Annotated in this window: 22 protein-coding genes and 3 pseudogenes; 8 read left to right on the top strand and 17 right to left on the bottom strand. The window is 65.0% G+C overall.

The window, feature by feature from the left end; genetic code table 11:
- The first annotated feature begins 102 nt into the window (after positions 1 to 102).
- The gene (locus AYJ54_RS05200) at positions 103 to 567 is read left to right on the top strand and encodes a secondary thiamine-phosphate synthase enzyme YjbQ (RefSeq protein WP_063697087.1); all 465 of its coding nucleotides are present in this window, start codon (positions 103 to 105) and stop codon (positions 565 to 567) included.
- Positions 568 to 635: 68 nt separating this feature from the next.
- On the opposite strand, the gene AYJ54_RS05195 is transcribed toward AYJ54_RS05200, so the two are convergent.
- Positions 636 to 2261 (bottom strand): MFS transporter, encoded by a 1626-nt coding sequence (locus AYJ54_RS05195; protein ID WP_201724136.1) that lies wholly within the window; start codon positions 2259 to 2261, stop codon positions 636 to 638.
- A 327-nt stretch (positions 2262 to 2588) separates the two neighbouring features.
- On the opposite strand from AYJ54_RS05195, the gene AYJ54_RS05190 reads away from it, so the two are divergent.
- Positions 2589 to 3260 (top strand): response regulator, encoded by a 672-nt coding sequence (locus tag AYJ54_RS05190; protein ID WP_063697084.1) that lies wholly within the window; start codon positions 2589 to 2591, stop codon positions 3258 to 3260.
- A gap of 58 nt (positions 3261 to 3318) precedes the next feature.
- Here AYJ54_RS05190 and AYJ54_RS46725 read toward each other — a convergent pair whose 3' ends face one another.
- From AYJ54_RS46725 to hemA, 3 genes are all read right to left on the bottom strand, one after another.
- A complete protein-coding gene (locus AYJ54_RS46725) occupies positions 3319 to 3849 on the bottom strand; it encodes a hypothetical protein (protein ID WP_245328897.1) in 531 nt (176 codons plus the stop codon).
- A gap of 16 nt (positions 3850 to 3865) precedes the next feature.
- Entirely contained in the window at positions 3866 to 7375 is a 3510-nt protein-coding gene (locus AYJ54_RS05175) for a PAS domain-containing hybrid sensor histidine kinase/response regulator (protein ID WP_063697078.1), read from the bottom strand.
- 567 nt (positions 7376 to 7942) lie between these two features.
- Positions 7943 to 9172, bottom strand: a complete 1230-nt coding sequence (gene hemA / locus AYJ54_RS05170) for a 5-aminolevulinate synthase (RefSeq protein WP_063697076.1) — start codon at positions 9170 to 9172, stop codon at positions 7943 to 7945.
- A gap of 345 nt (positions 9173 to 9517) precedes the next feature.
- Between hemA and aroQ the strand changes: the two genes are divergently transcribed.
- Complete coding sequence (gene aroQ / locus AYJ54_RS05165) at positions 9518 to 9949, top strand: type II 3-dehydroquinate dehydratase (RefSeq protein ID WP_063697074.1); 432 nt, start codon at positions 9518 to 9520, stop codon at positions 9947 to 9949.
- 190 nt (positions 9950 to 10139) lie between these two features.
- Here aroQ and AYJ54_RS05160 read toward each other — a convergent pair whose 3' ends face one another.
- From AYJ54_RS05160 to AYJ54_RS05145, 4 genes are all read right to left on the bottom strand, one after another.
- Positions 10140 to 11201: an MBL fold metallo-hydrolase gene (locus tag AYJ54_RS05160; protein WP_063697072.1), complete on the bottom strand. Its 1062-nt coding sequence runs from the start codon at positions 11199 to 11201 to the stop codon at positions 10140 to 10142.
- A 290-nt stretch (positions 11202 to 11491) separates the two neighbouring features.
- A complete protein-coding gene (locus AYJ54_RS05155; protein WP_063697070.1) occupies positions 11492 to 13633 on the bottom strand; it encodes a methyl-accepting chemotaxis protein in 2142 nt (713 codons plus the stop codon).
- Positions 13634 to 13797: 164 nt separating this feature from the next.
- Positions 13798 to 14526: an outer membrane protein gene (locus tag AYJ54_RS05150; RefSeq protein WP_063697152.1), complete on the bottom strand. Its 729-nt coding sequence runs from the start codon at positions 14524 to 14526 to the stop codon at positions 13798 to 13800.
- Between the two features lie 223 nt (positions 14527 to 14749).
- Positions 14750 to 15070 (bottom strand): helix-turn-helix domain-containing protein, encoded by a 321-nt coding sequence (locus AYJ54_RS05145; protein ID WP_063697068.1) that lies wholly within the window; start codon positions 15068 to 15070, stop codon positions 14750 to 14752.
- A gap of 138 nt (positions 15071 to 15208) precedes the next feature.
- Between AYJ54_RS05145 and AYJ54_RS05140 the strand changes: the two genes are divergently transcribed.
- Both AYJ54_RS05140 and AYJ54_RS51985 read left to right on the top strand, forming a co-directional pair.
- The gene (locus AYJ54_RS05140; RefSeq protein ID WP_063697066.1) at positions 15209 to 15556 is read left to right on the top strand and encodes a hypothetical protein; all 348 of its coding nucleotides are present in this window, start codon (positions 15209 to 15211) and stop codon (positions 15554 to 15556) included.
- Positions 15557 to 15677: 121 nt separating this feature from the next.
- Positions 15678 to 15977 (top strand): hypothetical protein, encoded by a 300-nt coding sequence (locus tag AYJ54_RS51985; protein WP_082905491.1) that lies wholly within the window; start codon positions 15678 to 15680, stop codon positions 15975 to 15977.
- A gap of 280 nt (positions 15978 to 16257) precedes the next feature.
- On the opposite strand, the gene AYJ54_RS05135 is transcribed toward AYJ54_RS51985, so the two are convergent.
- From AYJ54_RS05135 to AYJ54_RS05100, 9 genes and pseudogenes are all read right to left on the bottom strand, one after another.
- A complete protein-coding gene (locus tag AYJ54_RS05135) occupies positions 16258 to 17199 on the bottom strand; it encodes an AEC family transporter (protein ID WP_063697064.1) in 942 nt (313 codons plus the stop codon).
- Positions 17200 to 17322: 123 nt separating this feature from the next.
- Positions 17323 to 17472: pseudogene (locus AYJ54_RS05130) on the bottom strand (PaaI family thioesterase); the annotation flags it as partial.
- A 308-nt stretch (positions 17473 to 17780) separates the two neighbouring features.
- The gene (locus AYJ54_RS05125; RefSeq protein ID WP_063697061.1) at positions 17781 to 17990 is read right to left on the bottom strand and encodes a hypothetical protein; all 210 of its coding nucleotides are present in this window, start codon (positions 17988 to 17990) and stop codon (positions 17781 to 17783) included.
- Positions 17987 to 18178, bottom strand: coding sequence for a hypothetical protein (locus AYJ54_RS51680; RefSeq protein WP_063697059.1), 192 nt, complete (start codon positions 18176 to 18178; stop codon positions 17987 to 17989). Before AYJ54_RS51680 ends, AYJ54_RS05125 begins: the two co-directional genes overlap by 4 nt.
- A 161-nt stretch (positions 18179 to 18339) precedes the next feature.
- Positions 18340 to 18529: pseudogene (locus tag AYJ54_RS46715) on the bottom strand (hypothetical protein); the annotation flags it as partial.
- A gap of 111 nt (positions 18530 to 18640) precedes the next feature.
- Positions 18641 to 20260 carry an ABC transporter ATP-binding protein gene (locus tag AYJ54_RS05115; RefSeq protein ID WP_063697150.1) on the bottom strand — a complete coding sequence of 540 codons (1620 nt, stop codon included), beginning with the start codon at positions 20258 to 20260 and terminating at the stop codon, positions 18641 to 18643.
- 2 nt (positions 20261 to 20262) lie between these two features.
- Complete coding sequence (locus tag AYJ54_RS05110; protein ID WP_063697057.1) at positions 20263 to 21102, bottom strand: ABC transporter permease; 840 nt, start codon at positions 21100 to 21102, stop codon at positions 20263 to 20265.
- Positions 21099 to 22070 (bottom strand): ABC transporter permease, encoded by a 972-nt coding sequence (locus AYJ54_RS05105; RefSeq protein ID WP_063697055.1) that lies wholly within the window; start codon positions 22068 to 22070, stop codon positions 21099 to 21101. The genes AYJ54_RS05110 and AYJ54_RS05105 overlap by 4 nt, the downstream gene beginning before the upstream one ends.
- A 269-nt stretch (positions 22071 to 22339) precedes the next feature.
- Positions 22340 to 23890, bottom strand: coding sequence for an ABC transporter substrate-binding protein (locus tag AYJ54_RS05100; protein WP_063697053.1), 1551 nt, complete (start codon positions 23888 to 23890; stop codon positions 22340 to 22342).
- A gap of 217 nt (positions 23891 to 24107) precedes the next feature.
- On the opposite strand from AYJ54_RS05100, the gene AYJ54_RS05095 reads away from it, so the two are divergent.
- The 3 genes and pseudogenes from AYJ54_RS05095 to AYJ54_RS53855 all read left to right on the top strand — a co-directional run.
- Positions 24108 to 24743: a TetR/AcrR family transcriptional regulator gene (locus tag AYJ54_RS05095; RefSeq protein WP_063697051.1), complete on the top strand. Its 636-nt coding sequence runs from the start codon at positions 24108 to 24110 to the stop codon at positions 24741 to 24743.
- A gap of 253 nt (positions 24744 to 24996) precedes the next feature.
- The gene (locus AYJ54_RS05090; protein WP_063697049.1) at positions 24997 to 25659 is read left to right on the top strand and encodes a DUF3313 domain-containing protein; all 663 of its coding nucleotides are present in this window, start codon (positions 24997 to 24999) and stop codon (positions 25657 to 25659) included.
- Between the two features lie 32 nt (positions 25660 to 25691).
- Positions 25692 to 25781, top strand: a pseudogene (locus AYJ54_RS53855) (DUF2147 domain-containing protein); the annotation flags it as partial.

Genomic DNA, 25781 nt, shown 5'->3' with positions numbered 1-25781 from the left:
GCGACAGACGAGGTGGGCACGCTTCCGCCTCCGCGCGTCGAGCTACGGCGGACAAGTCGCTTTGCCCACCCTACAATGGCATTTGAGACAACGAGACCTTTCATGACATCGACCACGCGCTCCGCACCATCGACCGTGCAGGCCACGGCCATCAGCACCTCATTGCTGACGGTGCCGACACCTGGCCGCGGCTTCACCGATCTCACCGCCGACGCCGCGAAGTTCATCGCCGAGGTCGGCGCCGGTGACGGCGCACTGACGCTGTTCATCCGTCACACCTCGGCCTCTCTGACGATCCAGGAAAATGCCGATCCCTCCGTGCTCGTCGATCTCACCACCGCGCTGTCGCGGCTCGCGCCGGAGAATGTGCCCTGGACCCACGACACCGAGGGGCCGGACGACATGCCGGCGCACATCAAGACGATGCTGACGCAGACCTCGCTCAACGTGCCGGTCCTGAACGGCAAGCTTGCACTCGGCACGTGGCAGGCGATCTACCTCATCGAGCACCGCAAGCGCCCGCACCGGCGCGAGATCGTGCTGCAGTTCATCGGCAGCAATCAGTAGCCGGCAAAGCAAAACCGGCCGCGGATCGCTCCGCGGCCGGCTTGTATTGGCTGGGATCGGATTGCCGATCATGTCGCCTTGATGTCGACGTCCTTGGTCTCGGGCAGGAACAGGAAGCCGACCACTGCGGTGATCACCGCGAACACGATCGGGTACCAGAGGCCGGCATAGATGTCGCCGGTCGAGGCCACGATCGCAAACGCGGTCGCGGGCAAGAGGCCGCCGAACCAGCCGTTGCCGATGTGGTAGGGCAGCGACATCGAGGTGTAGCGAATCTTGGTCGGGAACAGTTCGACCAGCATCGCCGCGATCGGCCCGTACACCATCGTGACGAAGATCACCAGGATGAACAGCAGGCCGATGATCGCGGCCACCTGCGGACGGAAGATGTCGAACGGGTTCGACATCTTCACGATGCCGGGGTCACCCGCCTTGGGATAACCGGCCGCCTGCACCGCCGCGAGGACGGCCGGGTTGCCGTCCTTGGCGTTGGCGTAGGGCACTTCCTTGCCGTTGACGACGACCTTGACGCCGGAGCCGGCTGCGCCGGGCATCGTCACATATTTGACCGACGACTGGGACAGGAAGGCGCGCGCGGTGTCACAAGGCGCGGTGAAGACGCGGGTGCCGACCGGGTTGAACAGGTCGCCGCAGCCCGCGGGATCTGCCCACACCTCGACCTTGCCCGATTCGATCGCTTTTTCCAGCGCCGGGTTGGCGTTTGTGGTGATCATCTTGAAGATCGGGAAGAAGGTCAGCGCCGCGATCAGGCAGCCGCCGAGGATGATCGGCTTGCGGCCGATCTTGTCGGAGAGCGCGCCGAACACGACGAAGAAGCCGGTGCCCAGCAAGAGCGACCAGGCGATCAGCAGATTCGCGGTGTAACCGTCGACCTTCAGGATCGATTGCAGGAAGAACAGCGCGTAGAACTGGCCGGTGTACCAGACCACGCCCTGGCCCATGGTGCCGCCGAGCAGAGCGAGCAGCACGAGCTTGCCGTTCTGCCAGTTGGCGAAGGCCTCCGTCAGCGGCGCCTTCGAGCTCTTTCCTTCGTCCTTCATCTTCTGGAAGATCGGCGATTCATTGAGGCGGAGCCGGATCCAGACCGAGACGCCAAGCAGGAGCACCGAGACCAGGAACGGGATACGCCAGCCCCACTTGGCGAAGTCGGCTTCGCCGGTTGCGGTGCGGGTGAACAGGATCACCAGCAGCGACAGGAAGAGACCGAGCGTCGCGGTGGTCTGGATGAAGGAGGTGTAGTAGCCGCGTTTGCCGTTCGGCGCGTGCTCGGCGACATAGGTCGCTGCACCGCCATACTCGCCGCCGAGGGCGAGACCCTGGGCGAGGCGCAGTGCGATCAGGATCACGGGAGCCGCGAACCCGATCGTCGCGGCGTTCGGCAACAGGCCGACGATGAAGGTCGACAGACCCATGATCAGGATGGTGACGAGGAAGGTGTATTTGCGGCCGACGATGTCGCCGACGCGGCCGAACACGATGGCGCCGAACGGGCGCACCAGGAAGCCTGCCGCGAAGGCCAGCAGCGCGAAGATGTCGCGGGTGGCTGGCGGATAATCCGAGAAGAATTGCACGCCGATGATGCCGGCCAGCGAGCCGTAGAGGTAGAAGTCGTACCACTCGAAGACGGTACCGAGCGAGGAGGCGAGAATGACGAACCGTTCGTCCTTCGTCATCCCCCCCGCGCCTGCCTGAGACACAGCCACTGTCGACATGTTCAATCGCTCCCCGAAAATTCGTTTCCTCGCGTCCCGGAAGTCCGGAGCTGCCGGCCGATCCGGATCTTGCCGCCAAGGTAACATCGGCGTGAAACCCGTCCCAATACGACTTTCGGCCTTGCGCACTGACATCGGCCTGACGCCGCCGGTAGCCCGGGCCGGCACCGCGGATTAACCCCTTTGCAGCAAAGGGATAATGTGCACTTGCATGCCACGGCCGGCCGGGAAAGAATTGACAAGGCGAGGGTCCGGCTTACTGGCCCGGCGAACCACAGCAAGAGATCGATGAACGCTCCCACCACCCATCTCGTCATTGCCGACGATCATCCCCTGTTCCGCGATGCACTGCGGCAAGCGGTGGCGGGCGTTCTGACCTCGGCGAAGATCGACGAGGCCGGATCGTTCGAGGACCTGACCAAGCTCCTGGAACAGACTTCCGAGGTCGATCTGATACTGCTCGACCTCTCGATGCCCGGAATCTCCGGCTTTTCCGGCCTGATCTATCTGCGCGCGCAATATCCGGCGATCCCGGTGGTCATCGTCTCGGCCTCCGACGACAGCGCCACGATCCGCCGCTCGCTCGATTTCGGCGCCTCCGGCTTCATCCCGAAGCGCTTCGGCGTCGAGACGCTGCGCGACGCCATCCTCAAGATCATGGACGGCGATGTCTGGGTTCCGGCCGACACTGATTTGTCGGCCGCTGCCGATCCCGACATGACCCGCCTGCGCGACCGCCTGGTGACGCTGACCCCGCAGCAGGTGCGGGTCCTGATGATGCTGTCGGAAGGGCTGCTCAACAAGCAGATCGCCTACGAGCTCGGCGTCTCCGAGGCGACCATCAAGGCGCATGTCTCGGCGATCCTGCAAAAGCTCGGCGTGGAGAGCCGCACCCAGGCTGTGATCGCCGCTGCCAAGATCGCCGGCGGCCAGTGGAACCAGGGCACGCCGACGGGCTGACCCTTGCCCCGTCATTTCCGGGGCGCGCGAAGCACGGACGGAGCTTCCGGTTCGTCTGTTACAGCATGCCCAGCAGCTCGGTGGCAGCCCTGATATCCGCGGTATCCGAACCCTCGACGAAGCCTCCGAGTGCCGATTGAAGCAACAGCTTCGCCGCCTTGCGCCGGCGCCGTCCGGCGAAGAGCTCCGCAAGATCGATCGCGATTCGCAATTCCCAGGCCGTCGCGCCCCGGCGGCGGCTCAGTTCCAGCGCCTGCACGAGATGGACTTCTGCTGCGTCGCTGCTCGGCTGCGGCAGGGATGAGAGGACCCTGCCTTTCATGCGCAACAGCTCGGGCATGTACAGATGGTCTCCGCTTTGCTCGACAAGGCGGATCGCGTCGTCGATCAAACGCGCGCTCTGCTCGAGCTGCCCGAGCGCCAGCAGGCCGTGAACCAGCGCGATGTTGAAGGTCGTGGTGAGGAGTTCGTAGCCGGCGTCGTGGAGTTCCTGAAGGCAACCTCTTATCGTCTCGACACCGCCGCGCGCGTCTCCCCGCTGGATGGCGAGGTCACCTTTGACGCCCCGCCCTGCGTATCGACCGACCACTGATCGGCCTCGCGCTTCACTCCGCCGCCACCATCTGCTGCGTGCGCCACTGCCCGAGCAGGGCGCGCAGCGAAGCCGGCTTCACCGGCTTGTTCAGCACCGCGATCTTTTCCTCGCGCGCGGCCATTTGCACCGCGGGGCTGCGATCGGCGGTGATCAGGATCGCGGGGATGCTGTCGCCGAAGCGGCGGCGGATGTCTCGGATGGCAGCGATGCCGTTGCCGCGGTCGAGGTGATAGTCGACGAGAAGGCCGGTGACGCGGCGGCCGGCGGACTCAATCGCCGCGATCGCGGCTTCGGGGTCGGTGACCGCGATGACCTCGGCATTCCAGGCCTTCAGCAACGTGCGCATGCCGTCGAGGATCGCCGCATCGTTCTCGATGCAGACGATGAGCGCGCCTGCGATCGGCGTGCGCGCGAGCGGCGTCGCGCTGGTCACGGCCGCGGTGTGGGTCACCGCCTTCGCCGTCGGCACCATCACGGAAAACACCGAGCCGCCCCCCGCATTGGCGTCGATGGCGATGCCATGCTTGAGCACGCGCGCCAGCCGCTCGACGATCGACAGGCCCAGCCCGAGGCCGCGCGCGATCCGCGCGCCCTGCTCGAGGCGGTGGAATTCCTTGAAGATCTCGCCGCGTTTGACCGGCGGGATGCCGACGCCGGTGTCGTAGACGCAGATCTTGACCGACGGACCGCGGCGGCGGCAGCCGACCAGCACGCGCCCGCGCGGGGTGTATTTGATCGCGTTGGAGATCAGGTTCTGCAGCAGCCGGCGCAGCAGAAGCCGGTCCGATTGTACCGGCAGCGAGCAGGGCACGAAGACGAGCTCCAGGCCCTTGGCGCGTGCGATCGGCGCGAATTCGATCTCCAGCGAACGCATCAGGTCGGCCATCTTGAAGCTCGAGATCGAGGTCGTCATCGCGCCGGCATCGAGCCGCGAGATGTCCAGGAGCGCGCCGAGGATCTCCTCGATCGCCTGGAGCGACTCGTCGATGTTCTCGACCAGCCGGGTCTCCTCGCCGTTGTGCTGGCGTTCGACCAGGCTCGTGACATAGAGCCTTGCCGCGTTCAGCGGCTGGAGAATGTCGTGGCTGGCGGCCGCCAGGAAGCGCGTCTTGGAGATGTTGGCGTCTTCCGCCGTGCTCTTGGCCAGCGCCAGTTCCGAGTTCAGCCGCGTCAGCTCCTCGGTGCGGTCGCGCACGCGCTTCTCCAGCGTCGCATTGGCACGCTCCAGCGCTTCCGCCGCCTCGAACGTCGGCGTGACGTCGGTGAAGGTGATGACGAAGCCGCCGCCGGGCATGCGGTTGGTGAGCACTTCGATCACCATGTGCCGGTCGGGCAGGCGCTCAAGATAGGGCTCGCTGTCGGTCGTGTAGGCCGCAAGCCGCCGCTCCAGCATGGCCTCGCGCTCGACTGGATCGGACGGATTGCTCACGCCCATGAACTCGAGGATCTCGCGCAAGGGCGTGCCGAACTGGATGAAATGCAACGGCACGTTCAGGAGATCGCCGAATTGGCGATTGGAGCAGATCAGTTGCAGGTCGGCGTCGAACACCGCGATGCCCTGGCGCACGTGGTTGAGCGCGGTCTGAAGGATCTCGCGGTTGAAGTGCAGCGCCGCATGGGAATCGTCGAGCAGTTTTAGCGCGGCCTTCGCGGAAACCGTGCGCTTGCGCAGGAGCAGCGACATCACGAGCCGCGAGGACGCCGCCCCGATCGAGGAGGCGATCAGGTGCTCGGCGTGCTGCAATAGCTCGAAATCGGCGGGCGCTGCAGGCTCAAGCCGCATGTTGCGCCGGGCTGCGAAGGCTTCGAAGGAGTGTCGCGCGCGGTCGGGTCCGAGATATTGCGCGACCGTGGCCTGGATGTCCTGCACCGTGATGGTGGTGCGCCAGCGGCGGAAGTTCGGGGCGATCGGGGCAAGCGTGTTCGGGACGAACAGGTCGGCCTGTACGAGCTCGATGGAGCTCGGCTGGCGCGCCAGCGACAGCAGCACATAGGTGAGGATGTTGAGCGACAGCGACCAGGCGACGCCATGCATGAGCGGCGGCAGGTCGGTGCCGAACAGCGCCTGCGGCCGCAGCGCCTCGATGCCGAACGGCCCGTGCTGCAGGAGCAGGATGCCCGAAGTCGATGAGTCCATGAAGCTCGGCAGGAACAGCGTGTAGACCCATACCGCGAAGCCGACGAGCATGCCGCCGATTGCGCCGCGCGCGGTCGCCCGCCGCCACAACAGGCCGCCGAAGAAGCTGGGTGCGAGCTGGGTGATGGCGGCAAAGGAGAGCAGGCCGATCGCCGCGAGCTGGGTGTTGCCGAGCGCGCGGTAGTAGAAATAGGCCATCACCATGATGGCGAAGATCGCGAGCCGCCGCGAGCGCAAGAGGAAGTCGCTGAAATCGGCGCCGCCGGTGCGCCCCTCGGGCCGCCGTTGCAGCACCAGCGGCACCACGAGGTCGTTCGAGACCATGATGGAGAGCGCGACGCATTCGACGATCACCATCGCGGTCGCCGCCGACAGGCCGCCGACGAAGACCGCGACGCTGAGCAGTTCCGCGCCGCCCTCCATCGGCAGCGCCAGCACATACATGTCGGGATCGATGGCGCCGAACGGGAAGCTGACGAGGCCGGCGAGCGCGATCGGGATCACGAACAGGTTGATGGCGACGAGATAGAGCGGAAACAGCCAGCGCGCGCGGCCGACCTCGGCATCGGAGGAGTTCTCGACCACGCTGACGTGGAACTGGCGCGGCAGCAGCATGATCGCGCAGAACGACAGCAGCGTCATGGTGAGGAAGTTGCCGATCGAGGGCGAATAGTTGATCGTGCGCACCGCTTCCGGTGTCTTCAAGGCGCGCTCGATCAGCGAGTGCGGCGAGAACATCCAGAAGGTGACGAAGATGCCGGCGGCGAGGAAGGCGACCAGCTTGACGATGGATTCGGTGGCGACCGCGAGCATGAGGCCGTGCTGGTGCTCGGTGGCGTCGGTCTGCCGCGTGCCGAACAGCACGGCGAAGGCCGCCATCGCCAGCGTCACCATCAGCGCCATGTCGCCGAGGATCGGGATGTGGGAGAAGGCCTGGTCCTCGCTCAGGATCGTTTCCAGCGAGGAGGCCACCGCCTTGAGCTGGAGCGCGATGTAGGGCACCGAGCCGATGATCGCGATCAGCGCCACGGTCGCCGCCACCGCCTGGCTCTTGCCGTAGCGCGCGCCGATAAAGTCGGCGGTCGAGGTGATGTTATGGGCCTTGGCGAGCTGGATCACGCGGCGCAGGACGCCGGTGCCGAGCCCGATCATCAGGACCGGGCCGACATAGATCGCGAGGAAGTCGGTCGAGGTGCGGGTGGCGAAGCCGACCGAGCCGAAGAAGGTCCAGGAGGTGCAGTAGATCGCCAGCGACAGCGGATAGATCAGCCCGGAGGCACGGCCGGGCCTGGCCCGCGAGCGACGGTCGCCATGGCTCGCCACCAGGAACAGGAAGCCGATATAGCCGAAGGCGGCAACAATCACGCTCCAGTCGTGCAGCATGGCGAGCGCGCTCTCCCTCGGCGCGAAACGCCGCGCCGGATGTCATTTTCCGAGCAAATTTAGCGCGTTAAGCCGCCGCAAGCGACAGCGATTTTCCCGGGGAGTCTAGGAACTATCATCGTCGTTAAGCCGCGAGCGCGCTGCCGTGTGCGGCGGTCTCGGGAATACCGAGAGAATCCCCGTGTGGCGCCCCCCTCCCTGACCTCCCCCGCAAAGGGGGGGAGGGAACGGCGAGAGCGGAGTGAGCGGTTGGAAGACTGTGCCACTCAGTAGCTTCATCGCGCTGGCGAGGCTAACGCGAATACAGGGGAGCTGGCCTTGCCCCCTGGTGCCGCAAGCACCGCTGCGCTCCCTCCCTTGCTGGTCCCTTGCTGGGGAGGGGGAGCCCCGGGCTCGATGAGAGTTGGATTCGCGGGGCGCAGTGCCCGTTCACCGTCGTCCTGGCGAAAGCCGGACCCATAACCACAGGACACGGTTATGGGCACACTGGTGGACCCAGCCTGCTGCAGCAACTGACAGTCGGGGTAATGGGTCCTGGCTTTCGCCAAGACGACTACGAAGAAGGCCCTACTCCGCTGCCAGCGACTTTTCGCGCAGCGGCAGGCCGAGGCGGTCCCATACTTGCAGCAGCGCGTCGGCGAGCTGATCGATCAGGCCGTCGTCGTGATAGGGCGAGGGCGTGATGCGCAGTCGCTCGGTGCCCTTGGCGACCGTCGGATAGTTGATCGGCTGGATGTAGATGCCGTGCTGCTCAAGCAGCAGGTCGGAGGCCTGCTTGCACTTCTCGGGATCGCCGACGAACAGCGGCACGATGTGGGTGTCGCTCGACATCACCGGCAGGCCGGCGGCGTTGAGGATCGCCTTGACGCGGGCGGCGCGGTCCTGGTGGCGCTCGCGCTCCCAGTTCGAGGTCTTCAGATGCTTGATCGCGGCGGTCGCGGCCGAGCAGATCGCCGGCGGCAGCGCGGTGGTGAAGATGAAGCCCGGCGCATAGGAGCGCACGGCGTCGATAATCTGGCCGTTGGCGGCGATGTAGCCGCCGAGGCAGCCGAACGCCTTGGCGAGCGTGCCTTCAAGGATGTCGATGCGGTGCATGACGCCGTCACGCTCGGCGATACCACCACCGCGCGGGCCGTACATGCCGACCGCGTGGACCTCGTCGACATAGGTCATCGCGCCATACTTCTCGGCGAGATCGCAGATCTTGGCGAGCGGGGCGACATCGCCGTCCATGGAATAAAGGCTCTCGCAGGCGATCAGCTTCGGCCGGTTCGGGCCCGCAGCCTTCAAGAGCTCCTCGAGATCGGCGAGATCGTTGTGGCGGAATACGATCCGCTCGCAACCGGACTGGCGGATGCCCTCGATCATCGAATTGTGGTTGAGCTCGTCCGACAGGATCAGGCAGTTCGGAATGAGCTTGGCGATGGTCGCGATCCCGGTCTGGTTCGAGACGTAGCCCGAGGTGAACAACAGCGCGGCTTCCTTGCCGTGAAGGTCGGCGAGCTCGGCCTCGAGCTGCACCAGCGGATGATGCGTGCCGGCGATGTTGCGGGTGCCGCCGGCGCCGGTGCCGACCCGGGTCGCGGTCTCGACCATGGCGCCGACCACCTTCGGGTGCTGGCCCATGCCGAGATAGTCGTTGGAGCACCAGATCACGACGTCGCGCTTGCCCTTGGGCGAGTGCCAGACCGCATGCGGAAACCGGCCGGCCATGCGCTCGAGGTCGGCGAACACGCGGTAGCGCCGCTCGGCATGGAGACGATCAAGGGCGGAATTGAAGAACTGGCTGTAATCCATCGGCAAAACCTGCAGGGAACCCGGCCAACGCGGCCGTTTATTTTTAGAGCTTTTCCAGCTCCAATGTCTATGCGCCAGCCCACATTTCGGGCGCGCCGATCGGGCAAATTGATAACGGGCCGACCGTCCGTAATTCTTGATTTGGATCAAGCGGCTAGCGCCGGCTTGGCGCGCCTGAAGCCGGATCGATCAGGCGATCACGTCGCCACGCCTGGCATGGACATTTTGTCCACGCGTCCAGCCGTTCATGATTGCCTGAGCGGGCTGAGCCGGCGCGGTGGTCCCTCTTTTCAAAACGGGGCATGGGCGTCAGCTCAGCTGATATTCCATGCGAAAGGATGCCCCATGAAACGCGTAAAGATCCTCAACGGTCCCAACCTGAATCTGCTGGGCATCCGTGAGCCGCATATCTACGGCACGACGACGCTCGATCAGATCAAGACGAGCTGTGAGGAGAATGCCGCCCAGCTCGGGCTCAGTGTGGCCTTCCACCAGTCCAACCATGAAGGCGTCATCGTCGACCTGATCCAGTCGGCGCGGCAGGATGCGGACGCCATCATCATCAATCCGGCCGGCTTCTCCTTCACCTCGGTCGCGGTCATGGACGCGATCAAGGTGTTCGAGGGCCCCGTGTTGGAGGTCCACATCTCCAACATCCACGCCCGCGACGAATATCACCGCCACTCGAAGATCTCGTTCGTGGCGACGGGCGTGATCTGCGGCCTCGGGCCGTATGGCTACATCGCGGCGATGCACGCGATCGCGAACATGAAGTGAGCTGGCGCCGCAGTGACGGTGGCCTCCCTCGCCCCGTTCTTACGGGGCCGCGACGAGCTTCGCTCGCGCTGAGAGGGTTGGGGTGAGGGGGCGTCTCCACGGGGACGGTGATAGTCGGACTCGCGGAGAGTCCCCCTCACCCGCCGCGCGTCGGCCTCTCCCCGCGAGCGAGGAGAGGCGAAGCCCATGCTCACGTCGTCCTGAACTGGAGCACGCCGTCCTTGGTCTCGGCCGTCAGCCGGCCCTCGACAATCATGTAGTTGACGTGGGCGACCAGTTCGCCGGCGGCGAAGCCCATCTGGTGCTCGTCCAGCACGTGCTTGTTGAACACCACCGGCACCAACGCTCGCGAGGTCTGCTGTACCTCGCGGCAGGCTTCCGCGATCAGGCGGCAGCGCTCCTCGTGATGATCGGCGAGCTGCTTGATGCGGGTCTTCAGGCCGTAGAAGGGCACGCCGTGGCCGGGCAGCACCAGCACGTCATAGGGCAGCGTGGTGGTGAGGCTTGCCAGCGAAGCCAGATATTCGCCGAGCGAATTCTGGTCGGGCTCGACCGCCCAGACGCTGACATTCGGCGAGATCCTGCTCAGCACCTGGTCGGCGGACAGGAACAGCTTGTCGTCGGCGCAATAGAGCATCACCTGGTCGAGCGCATGCCCGCCGCCGGTGATCACCTTGAAGCGCCGCGTGCCGATCACGACTTCGTCGCCGTGCGAGATGCGGCGATAGGACGGCGGCAGCACCGAGACGCGCTTGAGATAATCCTGGCCGCGCCCGAGCAGTTTTTCGGTGAGCGACTCGTCCATGCCGTGGCGGCGGAAGAACAACGCCTGCGCGTTGCGCCGCTCCTCGGTGCCGCAGTTCTGGTGATAGACCGATTGCAGGTATTCGACCTGCGACATCACCAGCGGGCAGTTGAACCGCTCGACGATCCAGCCGGCGAGCCCGACATGGTCAGGATGGGAATGGGTGACAATAAGCCGGGTGATGTTGACGCCCTTCAGCGGGCCGTCGAACAGTTTTGTCCAGGCTTCGATCGTCTCTTCATTGCCGAAGCCGGCATCAACCATCGCATACCCGTCGCCGTCGGCGAGCAGGTAGATGTTCACGTGGTTGAGGCGGAACGGCAGCTTGAGCCGCACCCACAATACGCCGGGCTTCACCTCTACGACCTCTTCGGGGCCGGGGTGCTGTTCCCAGGGGTAGCGCAGGGCCTCGGCCGAGGACTGCACGGTGTCGGTCTTCGAATGCATGCTACCCGCTTAAACCGACCTGCCGCGCCGCGCCAGCCGAAAAACGACGCGAGGCGGCGTGCATGGCCGTCATACCGACGGTGTTTTTCCGTCGCCCGGATAGAGTGCAAGCGAAACCCGGGAATCTTGCGCGAAAGGTCCCCGGATTACGCTTCGCTCGATCCGGGCTACGCGTCTCCACAAGCAGTCATTCCGGGGCGCGGCAAAGCCGCGAACCCGGAATCCGGAGGTTGTGGCGCGAGATTCGGGCTTCGGTGCTGCACGCCGCCCCGGAATGACGGGCCGACGTCTTACGCCGCCCGCATGTTGTTGAGGAACGCGTCGATCTCTCCGCGCAGCATGTCGGCCTCGCGGCGGAGCGCGTCGGAGGCGCTCAGCACTTCGGTGGCGGCAGCGCCGGCTTCGGCGGAAGCGGTGGACACACCGACGATGTTGCTGGAGACCTCGCTGGTGCCGCCGGCCGCGTGCTGGATGTTGCGGGCGATCTCGCGGGTTGCCGCACCCTGTTCCTCGACCGCGGCAGCAATCGCGGTGGTCACATCGTTGATCTCGCCGATGGTCTGGCCGATGCCCCTGATGGCGCCGACCGCCGAGGTCGTGACCGACTGCATGCTGGCGATCTGGGTGCGGATCTCTTCCGTCGCCTTTGCTGTCTGGCTTGCGAGGCTCTTCACCTCCGAGGCGACCACCGCGAAGCCGCGGCCGGCCTCGCCCGCGCGAGCCGCCTCGATGGTGGCGTTGAGCGCCAGCAGGTTGGTCTGAGAGGCAATGGTCTGGATCAGGTCGACCACGACGCTGATGCGGCTCGCGCTGTCGGCGAGGCTCTGCACGGTGGTGTCGGTGGCGCCGGCTTCGCCGACCGCCTTCTTGGCGATCTCGGCCGAGGTGACCACCTGGCGGCTGATCTCCTGGATCGAAGACGACAGCTGCTCGGTGCCGGCCGACACGGTCTGGACGTTGACCGAGGTCTCCTCGGCGGCGGAAGCAACCGCGTTCACCAGCGCGTTGGACTGGTCGGCCGTGTTCGACATGCTCTGCGCGGTCGCCTGCATCGAATCGGCCGACTGCGCGAGATTGTCGAGTGCGGTGCGCACCATGCCCTCGAACTCGGCGATCTTCGCCTCCATGCGCGCGGCACGCTCGGCCTTGGCGGCGCGGTCCTTGTCCTGCTCGCCCGACAGCGCGCGGGCCTCGATCATGCTCTGGCGGAACACCTGGAGCGTGTCGGTCATCGCGCCGATCTCGTCACTGTGCCTCGAGCGCGCGATCTCGGTGTCGAGATCGCCGGCCGAGAGCAGCTGCATCGCGCGCTGCAGGGAGCCGATCCGGCGCAGGATGTTGCGCCCGACATAGAGCCAGACGAACAGGGCCGAGCCGACCAGCGTCAGCAAGCCCAGCGCCAGCATGGCCGTGGTCGCGAGCGAGATCTCCTGGCGCGCCTGGAAGGTCGATGCGTTGGTTTCCTTCTGCACGCCGTCGACGAGCTGCTGCACGCTGATGCCGAGGCCGACATTGAGCTTGCGCGTCTCGTCGAGGATGGTCTGGCCATAGTCGATGGAGTCGAGCTCCTTCTGGCGGATCTTGAACACGCCGGTCTTGCCCTCGCCAAACGCGAACAGCTTTTGCACGGCGTCACGGACCGCCTGCATCGAGGCAACGTTCGGGAGGTCCTCGAGGTTCGACTTGACGCGGTCGCGAGTGGTCTTGAATTCCTTCTCGATCACCTCCAGCGTGTCGCTGTTGTTGGCCGACAGCGCCGCCATCATGTCGGCAGCCATCAAATTGCCGTTGGCGGAGATGGTCGAGATCTGCGCGACGGTGCGCGCGGCCTCGGTGGCATCGTCGGCGGAGACTTCCGCCGAGCCCAGGATCGCGTTGAGGCGCGTCTGCGCATCCAGCATCGCAGGACCGGCTGCGCCGACGAAGGCGAGCTGCGCCTTGCGCAGCGCTTCATACTGCTTGTCGTGCAGCGCGCCGGTTTCGAGGCGCTCGCGCGCGGCCGATACCAGGCTCTGCGTCGCCTCGTCGATGCTCTTGACGGTGTCGCGCAGCGCGCCGGCGATCTGCTGGTCGGCGCCGAGCTCGATGATCTCGCCGAGCTTGCCCATGGCGAGCTGCTGGATCTCCTGCACCTTCTTGGTGCGTTCGTTCAGCGCCTCGTCGGAGGCCGACGCCAGGAGGCCCGGACCCTGCGCGGCGAGCGTTGCGCTTTGCGAGGCGAGCTGAAGGCTTGCGGAGAGGCGCGGAATGTCGCGGCCGCTCAGGTCCATCATGGTGTTGCCGAGATGCTTGAACACGAAGCCGGCGCCGGCGGAGATCACGAGACCCATGCCAGCGATCACCGCGAAGGCTGCGAACAGGCTGCCGCGCACGCCCCATTTCGGCAACGAGAAACGAGGCCTGAAGCGGCCCAGACTCAAACGGATCGCCATCGAAATTCCCCCAACGCTCTTGCTTATATTTTGCGGCCGGCAGTATCGGCGGCGCCGGTTAAAAAATCGCAATTCGCGCAATCGGTTGCGCTCGTTCCGCAGAGCGAAAAAGAAGGGCCGGCAACAATGCCGGCCCTTCATCAGGATAAGGTTTTGCTAACCGATCAGTAACGCGCGACGACCGGGCTTGCCCAGTTGAAGCGGTAGTTCACGCCCGCCTTGAAGGTGTGGTCGTCGGTGGTGAAGTTGCCGGCCGGCACCAGCGCGCCGGGCGAGATGAAATGCGCGTCGCCGAAATTGTAGTACTGGTACTCGGCCTTGGCCGACCAGTTCGGCGCGAACATGTATTCGAGGCCGGCGCCGACGGTGTAGCCGTTGCGGTGATCGCCGTCGATGACGAAGCCGATCGGCACGCCGCCGAACGTCACCTTCTCGTTGTTGTCCGAATAGGCGTAGCCGCCCTTCACGTAGATGAGGCCCGGGCCCCAGGTGTAGCCGACGCGGCCGGTGATCGAGCCGAGCCCGCGCTGGTCGTTGGTGTAGGCAAAGCCGCCGGGGAAAACCGCGCCGACATTGCCGGATAGCCAGGAATACTGGCCTTCGAGGCCGACCACGAAGTTCGGGTTGAACTGCCAGTCCGCACCGACCTGCACGCCGCCGAGGAAACGGCCGTTGCCGTTGTTGCCGGTAGAGAGGCCGTTGAAATTGTTGTCGCTGGAGAACGCGCCGCCGACATGGGCGCCGAGATAGAATCCCGTCCAGTTGTAGATCGGCGCGGCATAGGCCGGCGCGGGCGACTTGTAATAGTTGCGCGCGCCGAGATCGGCGCCAACGGCGGGCGCGGCCGCGCCCAGCACGAACAGCGCCACGGTCGCGAACAGAATCTTCTTCATTGTCTTGAACTCCAACACTTCATCCCCGGCAGGCGCGCTTGCCGCGCCGTCGTTGCTTTCGCAGATAGCTCGCTTTTGAGGAAAATGCTGTCACATCCGTGGCACAGCGTCAGTCAACCTAACTTATTGGGCTGCAAATGATTTTCGTGCTTAATGGCGGCTTAAGAAGTGATGAAGGAAGGCTTAACTTTGCGCTCTTCCGGCAACTTGCAAGCAGCTTTCATTAACCAAGACGGCGCCGCACCTCGTCGCGCATCTGCTCGCGGAACGCCGCGCGCCGGGCGGGGCGGTCTTCCTCGCGCACGTCATGGCGATCGAAGACGTTGAAGTTCTCCAGGATCGGATAGCGCTCGCTCGCCATCGCGAGCACGCGCAGCACCTTGGTTGCGGCCACCGTCGGGCCGCTCACCTCCCACCGCCGGATGGTGTCGGCGCCGCCCTTCTCCGACAATCCGCACAGTTTTGCCATGTCGGCCGCGGTCAGCTTCCTGTCGATGGCGTCGGAGAGGTCGCTGCGGAGTTGCTTCAGTTCGGGGCCCGTCATCTCAGTCGCGTCCAGGGAAGTCACCGAGGCAATGCAGTAACGCTGATTCGGGTCCATCCGAAGGCGGGCGGTCGCACGTAGCGACCCGCGCGGCGCGCTGGTCTCGCGCGCGCCGGGCTGTGAAGGAAGGGATGTCGCATGCCTGTGTTCAAGCTGCCCTTGTCGGGGGATGTCGTGCAGACCATCAAGCCGATCACCTCGTTCTTCAGCCCGGCCGGTGGCCGGTTCGGCCTCGTCAACATTACGATCGGGCAATCCTCGGCGCCGGAGGTCGAGGGCGACGTTCTGTCGGATGTCGCCAGTTACGGCAAGCAGATCGGCCAGATCGCAGATGCGCTGCTCGCCGTGATCGAGCATCTGGAGGTGCATCCCGAGAACGTGATCGGCGACAACAAGGCGATCGCGGCCTTCAAGGATATGATGCATGCGGTCGCGACCGTGAAGGAGCGGCATAACCGCAAGGCGTGCCGCCCGAAGCGGCGTTGATCGTGCAGCATCGCTGCGTTGCGGCACATTTCGATCTGTGCGGCGTTACCAGTCTGGCCCGCACCGCGCCCGTTCGATCGACGAGCGGCCGGTGGGGATCACGTCGATGAAAGGATCAGCCATGACAAGCACCAGACTCGCCATTGCCGCACTCATCACTGTCGGGCTGGCCATAGCGCCGTTCGCTGCCGAGGCGAAGAAGCACAGGTCCGCCAGACACCATAGCTATGGCACCGCTGTTGTGGCTCCGACCCATGGGAGCGCCGGACTGGCGGCAACAACGCAACCCAGGACCTACGGAAGCTCTGGACAGGCCATTGGGACCGTCACGGCCCCGTCGATCGGATCGTACAACTGGCCGTCAGTCGGCGTGACCAACGCGGTCCCGACCTGGCGCAATACGAACCCGCCGGTCAGGTAGAGGGCAATTTCGGCGATGCCGACGCCGGCAAGTTCTTGCCGATGCTCAATCGGACGTGTGACCTAGCGCGGGATGAGTTTCGGTTGAATCGATGCGAGCCCAGAATTCGGATCACCTCTCCCGTAGGGAGAGGTCGGATCGCATCGAAAGATGCGATCCGGGTGAGTTACGGACTTACCGAACGCCGCGGCCCCTCACCCGGATTGCTGCGCAATCCGACCTCTCCCCGTTGGGGAGAGGTGAACCCCGGACAGCCGACTGAACCTAATTTCATCATGCTTTAGCGCACGCCCGTCGCCAATCCGGAAAGCAGGTAGAGCGCGACCAGTAATGTCCCGACTGACAGCATCGTCGTGATCGAGACCGTGGCCGCGACCAGCGCCTCCTCGACCTTGTGCTCGTGAGCCAGGACGTACACGGTCTTTGCCGTCGGCACGGCCGCGCACACGACTGCGGCGACGGTGTAGAGCGGATTGAGGCCGGAGACCACGCAAAGTCCGTAGACGATCAGCGGCATGATCACCAGCTTCACGGTCGCGAGCGCGAACGTTGCCGTGAGCTTGGACCGCAGGCCTTCGACCGACAGACCAAGTCCGATGGCAAGGAGCGCGCAGGGCGTGAGTGCGGCTGCGATCATGTTCAGATAGGCAGCGACCGGCGCCGGAATCGGCAAGCCTGTGATCGCCCACACGAGACCGATGAGGGTCGACAGGACCATCGGATTGAGCAGGATCTGCTTCACCAGTCCGGCAGCGTGCGCAGACGGCCCGCGAGCATCCCGCCTTTCGAGGAGGATGACCGTGATCGGGAACATCACGGCTGCCACGAACACCGTTGCCACCGCGGCTGGCAAGACAGCAGGCTGGCCGTAGATGGCGTGCAGGATCGGCAGCGCCACGAACCCGGTATTGGTCATCGCTGCCGTCATGCCATAGATCGTGCTGCTGGCGATATCATGCTCGCTTCTGGCGCGAACCACCAGGAAGACGAGCGCGAAGCAGAGCAGCGAGCCACCGCCGAATGCGAGCAGAAAGCGCCATTCCAGGAGATTGCGTGCCGGCTCCTGGGCGATCGTGACGATCAGCAGCGCCGGCATCGCCACGTTGTAGGCAAAATGCACCAGGGCGTCGGCGAGCGAGCGGGACAGGTAGCCGAGCGCCCCGGCCAGCCAACCGGTGACAATGATCGCGAACACGGGAAGAACGAGGCTGGCGACTTCCATCCGGTTTCCCCTTCTACTGCTTGCTCGTCGACGATACTCAGACCAGGCAGCCAAAGGGTATGTTACTCTGGCGGTGTATTGTCGTCACCGCTCAACTTGGTCGAGCCGTTGCAGCCCGTGCGGGTCGAACGGCTCGACCGTCTGCATGATCGGGGGCTCAGGCAATCGCCTCGCGAAGATCGCGCGGACGAAGTCAAGCCCCGACATCGATGCCATCACGTCGATGGGCACAACGCCGTATTCGATTGTCTGCTTGCCGGATTTATCGACCATGACGTCTCGACACCACGTTGTCACGCCCGGACCTGATCCGGGCATCCATCATTCTTCAGAAAGATGGACTGCCGGGTCAAGGCCCGACAATGCGGCTACACCCGCGTCCGTTCTGATCCAGTTGGTGAATTTCGACGACCAGCGTGACGTTGAAACAGGCCGCCCTCTTGTAGGCCGTTGTCGCGTCCTGAACGTTCTTGCCGTCTTTGTTACGAGTGCTCAGGCGCGCCAGTGGCGCTCGAGCCTCGTCAGTCGCCGCAGCGTTTACGATTAGGCCGCTCGTAGCGACCGGGGAAGCGCCCTTCCACCTAAATTCCCCTGCCGTTCTGCTGGCCGATCACGCAGCGCCATGCCGCCAGGCGCTCGGCCGGATGCTGGTTCATCCATTCGGCGAGCTGTGGCGCGCCCATCAGGCAGGACTGCACCGAGATGTCAGCGAAGTCCGAGGTGGTGACGATCTGCTCGTGGCAATTTGCCGGAGAGGAGAGGCTGCAAAGCACGGCGATGATCTTGATCACGAGAGGTTGCCCCCGTCGTTGCCCCTAGCCGCGCGAGTGATCGTTGCGTTGTCCTGCTGCGCGCTCACCGGAGCAGCCGGCGGGAAGATGCTGTCATAGATCGCGCGCGCCTCCTTAATGAGGCGCAATCGCTCGCGCTCGGACCTTGAGACAAACTGAATAACTTCGCCCATGTCGACTCCAAACATTAACTGGCGTCCATCATGAGATGATGGAAATCATTCGATGTTGAAGTGGGATGTCGCTTGCAGCTTTGAAGCTGTGCGGCGGTCACGAAGAATAAAAAGCGCGTGACTGCGCCGGCGCGCACGGTCCGATTCGGTCCCATATCAGTTCCGGGTCAAAGGCGGTACCCCGCCTCTTCGCCGGCCTTCAACATCGCCTCGACCGAGCGAGTGTCCACCTCACCCGAGCTCAAATACCGGGTCGATGATGGCGGCTTTCTTCGTCGCCGGATCAGCGACCAGATAGCTCTCCGTGTTGGTCGGTTCGTCGAAGAACGCGCCGTCGCGGCGAACGCTGCCGCGAAACTCTTCAATCACGCCCGCGCCGGCAATGTGAAGTGGCGCTGTGCCTCCGTATTCGCACTCGCAGGCGTCGGAGCGATGCCAACTCAGCCAGGGCGGATCGTCCCGGCGACCGACTGCGCCTTATGCCGCCGGCGCGCGCTCTTTCCGTCCCGGCACCGCCGCCAGCAGCTGGCGCGTATAGGCGTGCTCCGGCGCGGCGAAGAGCTGCGCGGTCGGCTTCAGCTCGACGATGGCGCCGCGCTGCATCACCGCGATGCGGTCGCAGATTTGGGCGGCGACGCGCAAATCGTGGGTGATGAACAGCATCGACAGGCCGAGGCGCACCTTGAGATCTTCGAGCAGCCTCAAGACCTGCGCCTGCACGGAAACGTCGAGCGCAGAGACGGCCTCGTCGGCGACGATGATCTCGGGCTCGAGCGCGAGCGCCCGCGCGATGCCGATGCGCTGGCGCTGACCGCCGGAGAATTCGTGCGGGTAACGGTCGAGCGCGCCGGCGTCCAAGCCGACCATCTTCAGGAGATCGCGGGCGCGATCGAACGCCACCTTCGGCGCGGTGCCGGCTGCGATCGGGCCGTCGGCGATGATGCTGCCGATCTTGCGCCGCGGATTGAGGGAAGCGAACGGATCCTGAAAAATCATCTGGATGCGATGGCGCTCGGCACGGAGCGCCTTACCTTCGAGCGCGGTGAGATCGGTCTCGCCGATCCGCACCGTGCCGCGGTCGGGCTCGATCAGTCGCATCACGAGGCGGGCCACCGAGGACTTGCCGGAGCCGGACTCGCCGACGAGGCCGAGCGTCTCGCCCTTCAGGATCGTGAAGTTGACCTCGCGCGCGGCATCGACCCTTCGATCCTCGCGGAACCATCCGCCTGACGTCACATAGGTCTTGTCAAGCCCAATTACCTCGACGGCCCTGGCCTGATCGTCGAGCGGTGTGCGTGCCGGCGGATCCATGGACGGCACCGCCGCGAGCAGCGCCTTGGTGTAGTCGTGCTGCGGCTCATTGAAGACGACGGAGGCGGGGCCTTCCTCAACGACCTTGCCGTGGCGCAGCACCACGACCTGGTCGGCGATATCAGCGACCACGCCGAAATCATGGGTGATGAACATCACCGCCATCTTGCGGTTGCGCTGGAGGTTGCGGATCAGCTTCAGGATCTGCGCCTGGGTGGTGACGTCGAGCGCGGTGGTCGGCTCGTCCGCGACCAGCACCGCGGGCTCGAGCGCGAGCGCCATCGCGATCATCGCGCGCTGGCGCTGGCCGCCGGAGAGCTGGTGCGGATAGGCGCGCACGATTCGCTCGGGGTCGGGCAGGCCGACCTCGCGCGCCAGCGCCAGTGCCTTGGCGCGCCGTTCCTTCGGCGTGAGCAGGCCGTGCGCCTCGAACATCTCCGCCATCTGGTCGCCGATCCGCATCAACGGATTGAGCGCGGTCATCGGCTCCTGAAAAATCATCGCGAGCCGGCGGCCGCGCAGGTCGCGCCAGGCGTCGTCGTCGAGCTTGAGCAGGTCGCGGCCTTCGAACTGGATCTCGCCGGAGGTGACACTCACCGTGTCGGGCAAGAGGCCCGTTAGCGCATGCGCACACATCGACTTGCCGGAGCCGGATTCACCGACGACGCAGACGATCTTGCCGGGCTTCAGGTCGAGCGAGACGCCGTCGACCGCAAACGGCCGCTCGGCGCCCTTCGGCAGTGCGATCTTGAGGCTCTTGATCGAGACGACGGGCGGCGCGGTCATCATCAGCGTCCCTCGCGCGACAGGCGCGGATTGAGCGCGTCGTTGAGGCCTTCGCCGATCAGGTTGAGGCCGAGCACCGAAATCAGGATCGCGACGCCGGGAAACACGGTGATCCACCAGGCCTGGCGGATCACGGTGCGGCCGGCGCCGACCATGTAACCCCAGGAGATCAGGTTGGGATCGCCGAGGCCGAGGAACGACAGCGAGGATTCCAGCAGGATCGCGGTTGCGACCATCAGCGAGGCCAGCACGATCACCGGCGACAGCGCATTCGGCAAGATCTCGCGCAGGATGATCCAGGTGTTGCTCTGGCCGGTGACGACGGCGGCCTGGACATATTCGCGCGTGCGCAGCGACAGCACCTCGCCGCGGACGAGGCGGGCGACCGGCGGCCAGCTCACCACGGCGATCGAGGCCACGATCGAATAGATCGAGGGCTGCAGGATCGCGACCAGCACGATCGCGAGCGCGAAGCTCGGAATGGTCTGGAAGAATTCGGTGAAGCGCATCAGGGCGTCGTCGACGTTGCCGCCGAAATAGCCCGCCATGGCGCCGATCGGCACGCCGACGATCAGCGCCACCAGCGTCGAGATGAGGCCGACCAGCAGCGACACGCGCGCGCCGAAGATCATGCCGGCGAAGACATCGCGGCCGAGCGCGTCGGTGCCGAGCGGCACCGTCGAGAGCGTGAAGGGCGGCAGGAACGGCCGCTGCACCATGCGCCAGGGCGAGTTCGGGAATAGCATCGGCCCGAATACCGCGACCGCGATCGCAAAGAGCAGGATGATGAGCCCGATGACGCCGCTCGGGCTGCGCAGCATCGACTTCCAGAACTGTTTCATGATGCGAATTCGATGCGCGGATCGACCAGGCGGTAGACGAGGTCGGTGATGAGGTTGAAGATCAGCACCATGGCGGAGCAGATCACGAAGACGCCGAGCAAGAGGTTGTAGTCGCGTTGCAACAGCGCGTCGTACATCAGCCGCCCGATGCCGGGCCAGGCGAACACGGTCTCTGTGATGACGGCGCCGCCGATCAGCGTGCCGGAATGCACGCCCGCGAGCGTCACGACCGGAAGCAGCGCGTTGCGCAGCACGTGGCGGCGCTGGATCACGGCATCGCTGAGGCCCTTGGCGCGCGCGGTCTTGACGAAGTCGAGCCGCTTCACCTCCAGCATCGAGGCCCGCGTCATGCGCGTGTAGGTCGCCATGAAGAACAGGCCGAGCGTCATGGCCGGCATGATCAGGTGCTTTGCGACGTCGATCACGTGGGCGAAGCCGGTGTAATTGCCGCCGACCGTGTCGTAGCCGAAGCTCGGCAGCCAATCGAACGTGACGGAGAACAGAAGGATGCCCATCAGCGCCACCCAGAAGATCGGCATGGCGTAGAAGATCAGCGCGAAGATCGTGACGGCGGTGTCGAGCCAGGTCCCGGCAAAGCGCGCCGCGAAGGTGCCGAACAGGATGCCGAGCGCGAGCGAGATCGCGAACGCCGTCAGCGTGAGCAGCAACGTCGCGGGCAGCCGTTCGAGGATCAGTTTCGATACCGGCGCCTGCTGGCGGAAGGAGAAGCCGAGATCGAGGGTCGCGACGCCCTTGACGTAGATGAAGAGCTGCTCGGGCAGCGGCTTGTCGAGGCCGAACTTTTCCCTGAGCTGCTTGACGAACACCTGGTCGCTGGCGCCGGCCTCGCCCGCCATCACGACCGCGGGGTCGCCGGGCGCAAGCCGGATCAGGAAGAAATTGAGGACGACGATCGCGAGCAGGACGATCACGCCCTTGAGGACACGCTGAGCGACGAAGGAGAGCATATCTATAGCGCAGTGAGATTGGGTTGCGTGTCACCGCGATCACGGTGCACTCCCTCTCCCGCTTGCGGGGGAGGGCAGGGGTGGGGGTGTCTCCGCGGAGAAGGTCTCCGAGTGGAGAGAGCCCCCACCCGCCGCGCTTGGGACGATGCTTCGCATCGCCCGGCGCGCGTCGACCTCCCCCGCAAGCGGGAGAGGTGCACCTTGTCGGCGGCTCGAACAGCAATCATTCGGCAAAAGCTATAGCACGAGAGATTGGACGCGAAGCGCCATCACTTGTCGAGCCATGCGTCCTTGAAGCCGTCATTGACGCCGATCCCGGTGGTGATCAGGTTCTTGACCTTGCAGCGCGTGATGGTCGGGAATTGCAGCTCGAGCATCCAGGCCACCGGCACGTCGTCGACCAGGATCTTCTGCGCCTTCTCGTAGATCTCCTTGCGCCTGGAATCGGGCGTTGCGACCGCGCCGTCGGCGAAGAGCTTGTCGATCTCGGGATTGGAGTAGCCCTCGACGTTGTTGAAGATCTGGCCCTTGGCGATGGCACTGGAGACGTAGTTGCGGCCGACGCCGAGCGCGGGATCGCCGTACTGGTAGAGATAGGTGAAGGCGATGTCGTAGTCCCAGTCGCCGATCTTCTGGTTGCCGCCGGCAACGTCGGTGGCGATCGTCTCGATGTTCATGCCGACGTCCTGGAGGTTCTGCTTCACCGCCTCGCCCCAGCGCTGCCAGGTCTCGCCATAGGCGAGCGGCAGGAGGCGGATCTTCTCGCCCTTGTAGCCGGCTTCCTTCAGCAGCGCCTTGGCCTTGGCCGGGTCATACGGATATTTCGGCACGTCGTCGGTGTAGAACCTGATGGTCGAGGCCGACGGTCCGGTGGCGACCTTGCCAAGCCCGTTCCAGATCGCGTCCTTGGCAAAATCGCGGTCGATCGCATACATGATCGCCTGCCGCACCCGTTTGTCGGCGAGCGGGCCCTGGCGGTTGTTGAGCCACAGCCAGGCCAGCGGCGAGAAGAACTCCCAGCCGGCGCCGGTTACGCAGGTGTCCTTCAGCTTGGACAGGCGCGGCACGTCGAAATTCTCGACCGAGCCGCCGGGCAGCACGTCGACCTTGCCGGTCTCATACGCCACCGAGCGCGCGGCGGCGTCGGGGATGATCTGCCAGTAGATCTCGTCGAGATAGGGCTTGCCCTTCTCGTGGTAGTTCGGGTTCTTGACCAGGCGAATGAACGAGCCCTTCTGCCATTCCTTGAACATGAAGGGGCCGGTGCCGACCGGCGCGTTGTTGTAGGGGTTGGTCTTCCAGTCGGTGCCTTCATAGAGATGCTTCGGCACCATCGGCATCGAGCCGACCTCGAAGATGCCGAGGAAGGGGCCGAACGGCTGCTTCAGCGTGAACACCACCGTGTCGTCGTCGGGGGCCTCGACCTTGTCGACCTGCCCGAGGTTGTTACGCGCACGCGCGTGCGTCTGCCTCAGCATCTCGATCGAGAACAGCACGTCGGCGGCGGTGAAGGGCTTGCCGTCATGCCAGGTCACGCCCTTCTTGAGCTTGAAGGTGTAGGTCTTGGCGTCCTCGCTGACGCTCCAGCTCTCGGCGAGCTCGGGTTGCGGCTCGAGCTTGGGGCTGTAGCGCAGCAGTCCCTCAAAGATGTTGCCCGACACCATCTGGGTCGGACCGTTCTGGATCATCGCAAGCATCAGGCCGGGCGGCTCGGGCTGGATCACCGCATTGATCACGCCCCCTGTCTTCGGCTCTTGCGCCAGCGCCGAAGCCGTGAGACCGCAAGCCAGGAGGAGACCAAGCAACACTCGTTTTGGCATGTCGTATCTTTCTCAAGCGAGACCAGCCGTAAACGCTTCGCAACGTCCTCGCGCGCAAAGCTACGGCCGGCCCATCCCAGTCCCCATCCAGTATCGAGGCTCACACAGTCGCATTCGGCGCCGCAAGATGAAAGTCTCGACAGCGATCGCACAAAAAATGTACAGCGCGTCCTGTTTTCACTTGATTCATTCTCTTGTCACGGAGACAAGTCGGGGCATGGACAATGCGACGCGCTCCGAACGATCCCGCAACGCTGCGCTCGATGCGGCCCTAGCCATCATCGCGCGCGACGGGCCGGGCCGGCTGACGCTCGACGCGATTGCGCGCGAGAGCGGCCTCAGCAAGGGCGGCGTGATGCACCAGTTCCGCACCAAGGAAGCGGTGCTGAAGGCGCTGCTCGAGCGGGAGATGGCGCGCTTCGAGGAGTTCTCGACGCCTTACCGCGCGAAGGCGCGCGCGGAGTCTGCAAATCCCGAGCTCGCCACAGAGATCGCCACGGTGCGGGAAGCCGTCAACGCGCCGAATTCGGCCGCGCTCGCACTGCTCGCGGCGATGGTCGAGAATCCCGACCTGATGGCCATGCCCCGCGCGAGCGATGAAAAGACGATCGCGGCGATCAAGGCCGAGGCCACGGACCCGGATCTCGCAATGCTGCGCTGGGCCGCGGCGCGCGGCCTCCTGCTGGGCGCGCTGTTCGGCATGTCGCCGCTGCCCAAGGCGGAGCGCGAACGCCTGTTCGAACGCCTGCTCGACGACAGCCAGTGGAGCACGCTGGAAAAGCCGACGAGGTCGCGCAGCGTCAAGGCCGCTGCGCCGGCGGCAAAGACCGCAAGGCCGCGCAAGCGCGCCTGATTCATCGTTAACAGTCTCCGACCGATCGCTGCCCAAAGCCGCGCCTGTGGCCAAATGCGTCAGGCCGTCATTTCGGTACTTTACAAACCAACTGGTCGGTTTTATAAGTGGAAACACTGAGGCGGCCCAAGGCGTCTGAGATGGCCCCGGACGATGCCTTGAGCCGGCGATGGTGAGCGCCGCAGCCGCGTCTGGTCCCGCACGCGGCTGCGGTCGCCATTGCCTTACCTAAAAGCCGCAAGAGGAGTCTGGAATGGATCGCTCGATCGCCCTGCGCGGTCTGGGAACGCTATTGCTGTGCGCGGTCGTGGTCGGCTGCGCCTCGGTCGCGCCCGTGCCCTATTCGGAGATGGCGTCCTCAGCCTACATGGCGCCGGACAGGTCGGACGCTTCCGGCCGCGTGCCCTACCGCTATTCAACGGCGGTTGATTGGCGCGCCTATAACAGGGTGATCCTCGAACCGGTCGTGATCTACCGCGGCAGGGATCATCAGTTCGGCGACATGTCCGACAAGGACAAGGCGACGCTCGCCGCCTACATGCAAACCCGCTTCGCCGACCGCTTGCGCGGCCGCTTCGCGCTCGTGCGCGAGCGCGGGCCGAACACGCTGCGGATCCGGCTGACGCTCACCGGCGCCGTCACCAACACGCCGGTGCTCGGCACGCTCTCCCGCTTCGATCTCGCCGGCGCGGTCTATAACGGCGTGCAGGCCGCGCGCGACGGCGAGGGGATGATGACCGGCTCGGTCATCTACGGCGTCGAGATCTTCGACGCCGCGACCTCGCGCCTGCTTAGCGCCTACGTCACCAAGCAGTACCCGGGCGCCTACGACATCAAGGCCAGCGTCGGCTCGCTCGCGGCCGCCACAGCCGGCGTCGACAAAGGCGCCGATGCGCTGATGGCGCAGTTGAACTGACGCCGCAACCCACTCAACGAAAGGTATCGCAGATGAACATCATCCTTCGCTTCGTGCTGCGCATCGCGATCACTATCGTGATGATGGTCTTTGGCGGCCGCGCGGGCGCCGCCGCGCCCGCC

It is taken from the genome of Bradyrhizobium centrolobii, assembly GCF_001641635.1.
Taxonomy (GTDB): Bacteria; Pseudomonadota; Alphaproteobacteria; order Rhizobiales; family Xanthobacteraceae; genus Bradyrhizobium; species Bradyrhizobium centrolobii.
This window is presented reverse-complemented; position numbering and strand designations above follow the sequence as displayed.

Bases quoted from the DNA above. Each gene is read 5' to 3' on its own strand.
- AYJ54_RS05150 (WP_063697152.1), bottom strand. From the start codon at position 14,526: ATGAAGAAGATTCTGTTCGCGACCGTGGCGCTGTTCGTGCTGGGCGCG.
- hemA (WP_063697076.1), bottom strand. From the start codon at position 9,172: ATGGATTACAGCCAGTTCTTCAATTCCGCCCTTGATCGTCTCCATGCC.
- AYJ54_RS51680 (WP_063697059.1), bottom strand. From the start codon at position 18,178: ATGTTTGGAGTCGACATGGGCGAAGTTATTCAGTTTGTCTCAAGGTCC.
- AYJ54_RS05115 (WP_063697150.1), bottom strand. From the start codon at position 20,260: ATGACCGCGCCGCCCGTCGTCTCGATCAAGAGCCTCAAGATCGCACTG.
- AYJ54_RS05145 (WP_063697068.1), bottom strand. From the start codon at position 15,070: ATGACGGGCCCCGAACTGAAGCAACTCCGCAGCGACCTCTCCGACGCC.
- AYJ54_RS05135 (WP_063697064.1), bottom strand. From the start codon at position 17,199: ATGGAAGTCGCCAGCCTCGTTCTTCCCGTGTTCGCGATCATTGTCACC.
- AYJ54_RS05105 (WP_063697055.1), bottom strand. From the start codon at position 22,070: ATGCTCTCCTTCGTCGCTCAGCGTGTCCTCAAGGGCGTGATCGTCCTG.
- AYJ54_RS51985 (WP_082905491.1), top strand. From the start codon at position 15,678: ATGACAAGCACCAGACTCGCCATTGCCGCACTCATCACTGTCGGGCTG.
- AYJ54_RS05100 (WP_063697053.1), bottom strand. From the start codon at position 23,890: ATGCCAAAACGAGTGTTGCTTGGTCTCCTCCTGGCTTGCGGTCTCACG.
- AYJ54_RS05140 (WP_063697066.1), top strand. From the start codon at position 15,209: ATGCCTGTGTTCAAGCTGCCCTTGTCGGGGGATGTCGTGCAGACCATC.
- AYJ54_RS05095 (WP_063697051.1), top strand. From the start codon at position 24,108: ATGGACAATGCGACGCGCTCCGAACGATCCCGCAACGCTGCGCTCGAT.
- aroQ (WP_063697074.1), top strand. From the start codon at position 9,518: ATGAAACGCGTAAAGATCCTCAACGGTCCCAACCTGAATCTGCTGGGC.
- AYJ54_RS05195 (WP_201724136.1), bottom strand. From the start codon at position 2,261: ATGACGAAGGACGAACGGTTCGTCATTCTCGCCTCCTCGCTCGGTACC.
- AYJ54_RS05200 (WP_063697087.1), top strand. From the start codon at position 103: ATGACATCGACCACGCGCTCCGCACCATCGACCGTGCAGGCCACGGCC.
- AYJ54_RS05190 (WP_063697084.1), top strand. From the start codon at position 2,589: ATGAACGCTCCCACCACCCATCTCGTCATTGCCGACGATCATCCCCTG.
- AYJ54_RS05110 (WP_063697057.1), bottom strand. From the start codon at position 21,102: ATGAAACAGTTCTGGAAGTCGATGCTGCGCAGCCCGAGCGGCGTCATC.
- AYJ54_RS05155 (WP_063697070.1), bottom strand. From the start codon at position 13,633: ATGGCGATCCGTTTGAGTCTGGGCCGCTTCAGGCCTCGTTTCTCGTTG.
- AYJ54_RS05090 (WP_063697049.1), top strand. From the start codon at position 24,997: ATGGATCGCTCGATCGCCCTGCGCGGTCTGGGAACGCTATTGCTGTGC.
- AYJ54_RS05160 (WP_063697072.1), bottom strand. From the start codon at position 11,201: ATGCATTCGAAGACCGACACCGTGCAGTCCTCGGCCGAGGCCCTGCGC.
- AYJ54_RS05175 (WP_063697078.1), bottom strand. From the start codon at position 7,375: ATGCTGCACGACTGGAGCGTGATTGTTGCCGCCTTCGGCTATATCGGC.